7 protein-coding genes and 3 tRNA genes are annotated in these 4,547 nt (G+C 70.4%); 7 read left to right on the top strand and 3 right to left on the bottom strand.

The annotated features are described in order from the left end of the window. Positions 1 to 82: 82 nt before the first annotated feature. From RMO85_RS04565 to RMO85_RS04555, 3 genes are all read right to left on the bottom strand, one after another. Positions 83 to 154: transfer RNA gene (locus RMO85_RS04565), tRNA-Val, on the bottom strand. Positions 155 to 181: 27 nt separating this feature from the next. Next, a tRNA-Cys gene (locus RMO85_RS04560) sits at positions 182 to 255 on the bottom strand. Positions 256 to 302: 47 nt separating this feature from the next. Next, positions 303 to 375 (bottom strand) — tRNA-Gly (locus RMO85_RS04555). Between the two features lie 136 nt (positions 376 to 511). On the opposite strand from RMO85_RS04555, the gene RMO85_RS04550 reads away from it, so the two are divergent. The 7 genes from RMO85_RS04550 to RMO85_RS04520 all read left to right on the top strand — a co-directional run. Then, a complete protein-coding gene (locus RMO85_RS04550) occupies positions 512 to 1,336 on the top strand; it encodes an aminotransferase class IV (RefSeq protein ID WP_310526752.1) in 825 nt (274 codons plus the stop codon). A gap of 10 nt (positions 1,337 to 1,346) precedes the next feature. After that, positions 1,347 to 1,700, top strand: a complete 354-nt coding sequence (hisI, locus tag RMO85_RS04545; protein ID WP_310526751.1) for a phosphoribosyl-AMP cyclohydrolase — start codon at positions 1,347 to 1,349, stop codon at positions 1,698 to 1,700. Continuing rightward, on the top strand, positions 1,693 to 2,289 hold the full coding sequence (locus RMO85_RS04540; RefSeq protein WP_310526750.1) for a Trp biosynthesis-associated membrane protein: 597 nt from the start codon (positions 1,693 to 1,695) through the stop codon (positions 2,287 to 2,289). The genes hisI and RMO85_RS04540 overlap by 8 nt, the downstream gene beginning before the upstream one ends. A 37-nt stretch (positions 2,290 to 2,326) precedes the next feature. Beyond that, entirely contained in the window at positions 2,327 to 2,524 is a 198-nt protein-coding gene (locus RMO85_RS04535; protein WP_310526749.1) for an HGxxPAAW family protein, read from the top strand. A gap of 16 nt (positions 2,525 to 2,540) precedes the next feature. Beyond that, complete coding sequence (locus tag RMO85_RS04530) at positions 2,541 to 2,945, top strand: DUF2752 domain-containing protein (RefSeq protein ID WP_310526747.1); 405 nt, start codon at positions 2,541 to 2,543, stop codon at positions 2,943 to 2,945. 43 nt (positions 2,946 to 2,988) lie between these two features. Further along, positions 2,989 to 3,768 (top strand): indole-3-glycerol phosphate synthase TrpC, encoded by a 780-nt coding sequence (trpC, locus tag RMO85_RS04525; RefSeq protein WP_310526746.1) that lies wholly within the window; start codon positions 2,989 to 2,991, stop codon positions 3,766 to 3,768. Continuing rightward, positions 3,765 to 4,547, top strand: a 783-nt coding sequence (locus RMO85_RS04520; RefSeq protein WP_310526744.1) for a pyridoxal-phosphate dependent enzyme, incomplete at its 3' end; no start/stop codon positions are given. The genes trpC and RMO85_RS04520, both read left to right, overlap by 4 nt.

Below are 4,547 nucleotides of genomic sequence, written 5' to 3'. Positions count from 1 at the left end.
AGCTGTTGGGCTTGTTGCACGTATGTTGCATGGACAAAGGGAAAGAGGCCCCGAAAGGGCCTCTGACCTGCGACTTTACTTGTGGGCGATACTGGGATTGAACCAGTGACCTCTTCCGTGTCAGGGAAGCGCGCTACCGCTGCGCCAATCGCCCGAGGTCGTGCTCTTCACTTGTGGAGCTTGGAGGTGGGTACGGGATTTGAACCCGTGTACACGGATTTGCAGTCCGTTGCCTCGCCTCTCGGCCAACCCACCACGGAGGCCTTCCCAAGAACAAGAAGGCACGGGGAGAGACCTCTCCGAGCGGACACCGAGACTCGAACTCGCGACCTCAACCTTGGCAAGGTTGCGCTCTACCAACTGAGCTATGTCCGCATGCATTTCTCGGCCTGAGTACCGGCGTCAAGTGCGAGCAGAACAGTAGCCGATGGGCTCACGGGCACCAAAATCGGGTGGGGGAAGGCGTGTCCTGGGACCCGATCCGGGGCTCTCGCACGCCTAGAGTGGCCGCATGCGCGCCTGGTTCAACGGACAGCTCCTCGACGATCCGAGCGGGGCGAGCCTGAGCGTCGCCGACCACGGGTTCACCGTCGGCGACGGGGTCTTCGAGTCCATCAAGACGCTCCAGGGGGTTCCCTTCGCCCTGACCCGTCACCTCACCCGGCTGGCCCGGTCCGCGACGGGTCTCGGCCTCGACGCGCCGGACGACGCGGTCGTACGTCGCGGCGTGGCCGACGTCTTGGCCGGGACCGAGGACCCGCTCGGCCGGCTGCGCATCACCTACACCGCCGGGCCGGCTCCGATGGGTTCGGGCCGCGGCGTCGGACCGGCGTCCCTGGTGGTCGCCTACTCGGCCATCGAGCCGGTGGGCGCCACGACGGCGGTGACCACCGTGCCCTGGCCCCGCAACGAGCGCGGCGCCACCGCCGGCCTCAAGACCACGTCGTACGCCGAGAACGTGATCGCCCTGGCGCAGGCAACCGAGCGCGGGGCGACGGAGGCGATCTTCGCCAACACGGTCGGCAACCTCTGCGAGGGCACCGGCTCCAACGTCTTCTACGTGGTGGACGGCCAGTTGAGGACCCCCAGCCTGGCGAGCGGCTGCCTGGCTGGGGTGACCCGGGCCCTGGTGCTCGAGTGGTGCGGAGGAGTGGAGGTCGACGAGCCCATCCGCGAGGTGGCCGAGCAGATGAGCGAGGCCTTCCTCGTGTCGACCCTGCGCGACGTCCAGGCGATCCGACGCTGGGACGACCGCGAGCTGACCTCGCCCGGCCCGGTCACCGCGGAGTGCGCGCACACGTGGGCGCAGCGCGAGGCCGAGCACCCCGACCCCTGATACTGGACGGGTGAGCTCTCTCGACCCTGCCATCGCCGAACGCCTCAAGCGCACGCCCGACGGGCTGGTGCCGGCGATCGCGCAGCAGTTCGACACCGGTGAGGTGCTGATGCTCGGCTGGATGGACGACGAGGCGCTCGCGCGCACCCTGACCACCGGCCGGGCGACGTACTGGAGCCGCTCGCGTCGGGAGTACTGGGTCAAGGGCGACACCAGCGGCCACGTCCAGCATGTCCGCGAGGTGCGCCTCGACTGCGACGGCGACACCCTCCTGGTCAAGGTCGACCAGGTCGGCGCCGCCTGCCACACCGGTGATCGCACCTGCTTCGACGCTGATGAGCTCGAGGTCCGACTCGATGGCTGAGGCCCGCCGTACCTTCGGGCCGGTCCTGCTCCTCGGGCTCGCCAGCGGCACGCTCGCGGCCGTCGCCGGGGCGCAACCGTGGGTGAGCGGTTCGTCCGGCACCGTCGACACCTCGAGCGCCTCGGCCGCGGCCATCGACATGAGCGGCGTGCGTGAGTCACCGCTCGCCGCTGCCCTCGCGCTCGTGGTGCTGGCGTGCTGGGGCGTCATCCTCGTCACCCGGGGCAGCGTCCGCCGCGCCGTCGCCGGGCTCGCAGCCGTGGTGGCCCTCGGCCTGCTCGTCACCACCGTGCTTGCGTTCTGGTCACTGCAGGAGGCGCTGCAGGACGCGCTGTTCGCAGCCTCGGGCGTGGACACGGCCGAGGTCTCCCTCACCGGCTGGTACGCCGCGGCGCTGATCGGCGCGGTCGGCAGCGTGGCCGCCACGCTGGCCGCGGTCCGCCTCACGCCGAGCTGGCCCGAGATGGGCACCCGCTACGACGCCCCGACGAACGAGGTCGTCGCAGCAGAGCCCGAGGGCAACCTCGAGCTCTGGAAGGCCCTCGACGAGGGTCATGACCCGACCGAGGCACCCCGCCCCCTAGACTGACCGCGCACCGGAAAGCCACGATCAGGGAGCTCTTCACATGGCGGACAACCACGGCAACACCCCCGCAGCCTGGACGGCCGTCGGCGTTGCCATGCTCGGCTTCCTCGTGGGTGGTATCGCGCTCATGCTCTCTCCCGTCAGCATGACGCTCTTCTGGGTCGGGATCGCGCTCGGCGTCGTCTCGTTCCCGCTGTTCCTCATCTTGGCGCGGCTCGGTTTCCACACCGAGCACTGACGGACGGCACGAGCCGGTGAGTGAGCGAGCCCGTCGGCTCGCCTCGCCGCTCGCGATCGGCGGCATGGCGGCTGCGGCGACGCTCGCGCTGCGGCTGCGCGACCCGCACGTGGCGGGTGCCTGGGGCCTGTGCCCCACCAAGCTGCTGACCGACCTCGACTGTCCGCTGTGCGGATCGCTGCGCGCGGTCAACGACCTCACGCACCTCGACGTCGGCGCCGCGCTGTCGAGCAACCTCGTCTTCGTGCTCGCGGTCCCGTTGATCCTCCTTCTCTGGGGTCGGCGCCTGGTGGCCTGCTGGCGCGGCGGCGCAGCGATGCAGCCCCTGGCCGTCCCCGGCTGGGTGTGGGGCGCCGGACTGGTCGTGCTCGGCGTCTTCACGGTGGTGCGCAACCTGCCCGGCAACTGGCTCGCTGCCTGAACCACCCTCAGCCGCGTTGGTGTCGCAGTGAGAGGGTGGGGCCATGTCCGTGCTCGATGAGATCATCGCTGGCGTACGCGAGGATCTCGCCGCTCGCGAGGCTGCCACGCCCCTCGCTGACGTGCGCGCCGCGCTGGCCGACGTCGACCCGGCCCGTGACCCGATGCCCCACTTCCGGGCCCCCGGCTCGAGCGTGATCGCCGAGGTGAAACGCAAGAGCCCGAGCAAGGGTGCGCTGGCGGACATCCCCGACCCGGCAGTGCTGGCTGCGGCGTATGCCCGGGGCGGCGCGGCCGCGATCTCCGTGCTCACCGAGCAGCGCCGCTTCAACGGCACCCTCGGCGACCTGCGGGCCGTGCGCGCGGCCGTCGAGACGCCGATCCTGCGCAAGGACTTCATCGTCTCCGGCTACCAGCTCGTCGAGGGGCGGGCGGCCGGTGCCGACCTGGCCCTGTTGATCGTGGCGGCGCTCGACGACGACGAGCTGCGACGTCTGTACGACGAGGCGCGCGAGCTCGGCCTGACCGTGCTCGTCGAGGTGCACGACGAGCCGGAGACCGAGCGCGCGGTCGCGCTCGGCGCCGAGCTGATCGGCGTCAACGCCCGCAACCTCAAGACACTGGCCGTCGACAACGACACCTTCGGCCGGCTGGCGAAGCTGGTCCCCGACGATCGAGTCCTGGTCGCGGAGTCAGGCATCAGCGGCACCGAAGACGTGCAGCGCTTCGTCGACGAGGGCGCCCAGGTGGTGCTGGTCGGCGAGGCGCTGGTCAAGAACGGCGACCCCGAGTCGGCGGTCCGTGCGATGACAGGAGTGCGATGAGGTCAACATACGAGGCAGATGAGCTCGGCTTCTTCGGCGAGTCCTGGGGCGGGCGCTTCATGCCCGAGGCACTCGTCGCGGCGCTGGACGAGCTGACCGAGGCCTGGCAGCAGGCCATGGCCGACCCGGAGTTCACCGGCGCCTTCGAGAAGATCTGCGCGGAGTACGCCGGCACCCCGAGCCTGCTCTACCACGCCGAACGCCTCTCGAAGCAGGTCGGCGCCCGGGTGCTGCTCAAGCGCGAGGACCTCAACCACACCGGCGCGCACAAGATCCGCAACGTGCTCGGCCAGGCATTGCTGACCAAGCGGATGGGCAAGACCCGGGTCATCGCCGAGACCGGCGCCGGCCAGCACGGCGTCGCCAGCGCCACCGCCGCGGCCTACTTCGACCTCGACTGCACCGTCTACATGGGCGCCGTCGACACGCGTCGCCAAGCCCTGAACGTCGCGCGCATGCAGCTCCTCGGGGCCAAGGTCATCCCGGTCGAGTCGGGCAGCGCGACCCTCAAGGACGCGATCAACGAGGCGCTGCGCGACTGGGTCGCCAGCGTCGACCACACGGCCTACCTCTTCGGCACCGCCGCCGGACCGCACCCGTTCCCGAGCATGGTGCGCGACTTCACGCGCGGCATCGGTGACGAGGCGCGGGCCCAGTGCCTCGAGCAGTACGGCACCCTGCCGGACGCCATTGCCGCGTGCGTCGGCGGCGGTTCCAACGCGATCGGCCTCTACACCGCGTTCCTCGATGACGAGTCCGTGGAGATCCACGGCTTCGAG

It is taken from the genome of Nocardioides sp. (genome assembly GCF_031422975.1).
Classification (GTDB): domain Bacteria; phylum Actinomycetota; class Actinomycetes; order Propionibacteriales; family Nocardioidaceae; genus Nocardioides.
The sequence above is the reverse complement of the archived record's forward strand: the minus strand, read 5'-3'. Positions and strand labels throughout refer to the sequence as shown.

Coding starts and splice junctions, on each gene's coding strand:
- RMO85_RS04535 (WP_310526749.1), top strand. CDS start 2,327: ATGGCGGACAACCACGGCAACACCCCCGCAGCCTGGACGGCCGTCGGC.
- RMO85_RS04550 (WP_310526752.1), top strand. CDS start 512: ATGCGCGCCTGGTTCAACGGACAGCTCCTCGACGATCCGAGCGGGGCG.
- trpC (WP_310526746.1), top strand. CDS start 2,989: ATGTCCGTGCTCGATGAGATCATCGCTGGCGTACGCGAGGATCTCGCC.
- RMO85_RS04540 (WP_310526750.1), top strand. CDS start 1,693: ATGGCTGAGGCCCGCCGTACCTTCGGGCCGGTCCTGCTCCTCGGGCTC.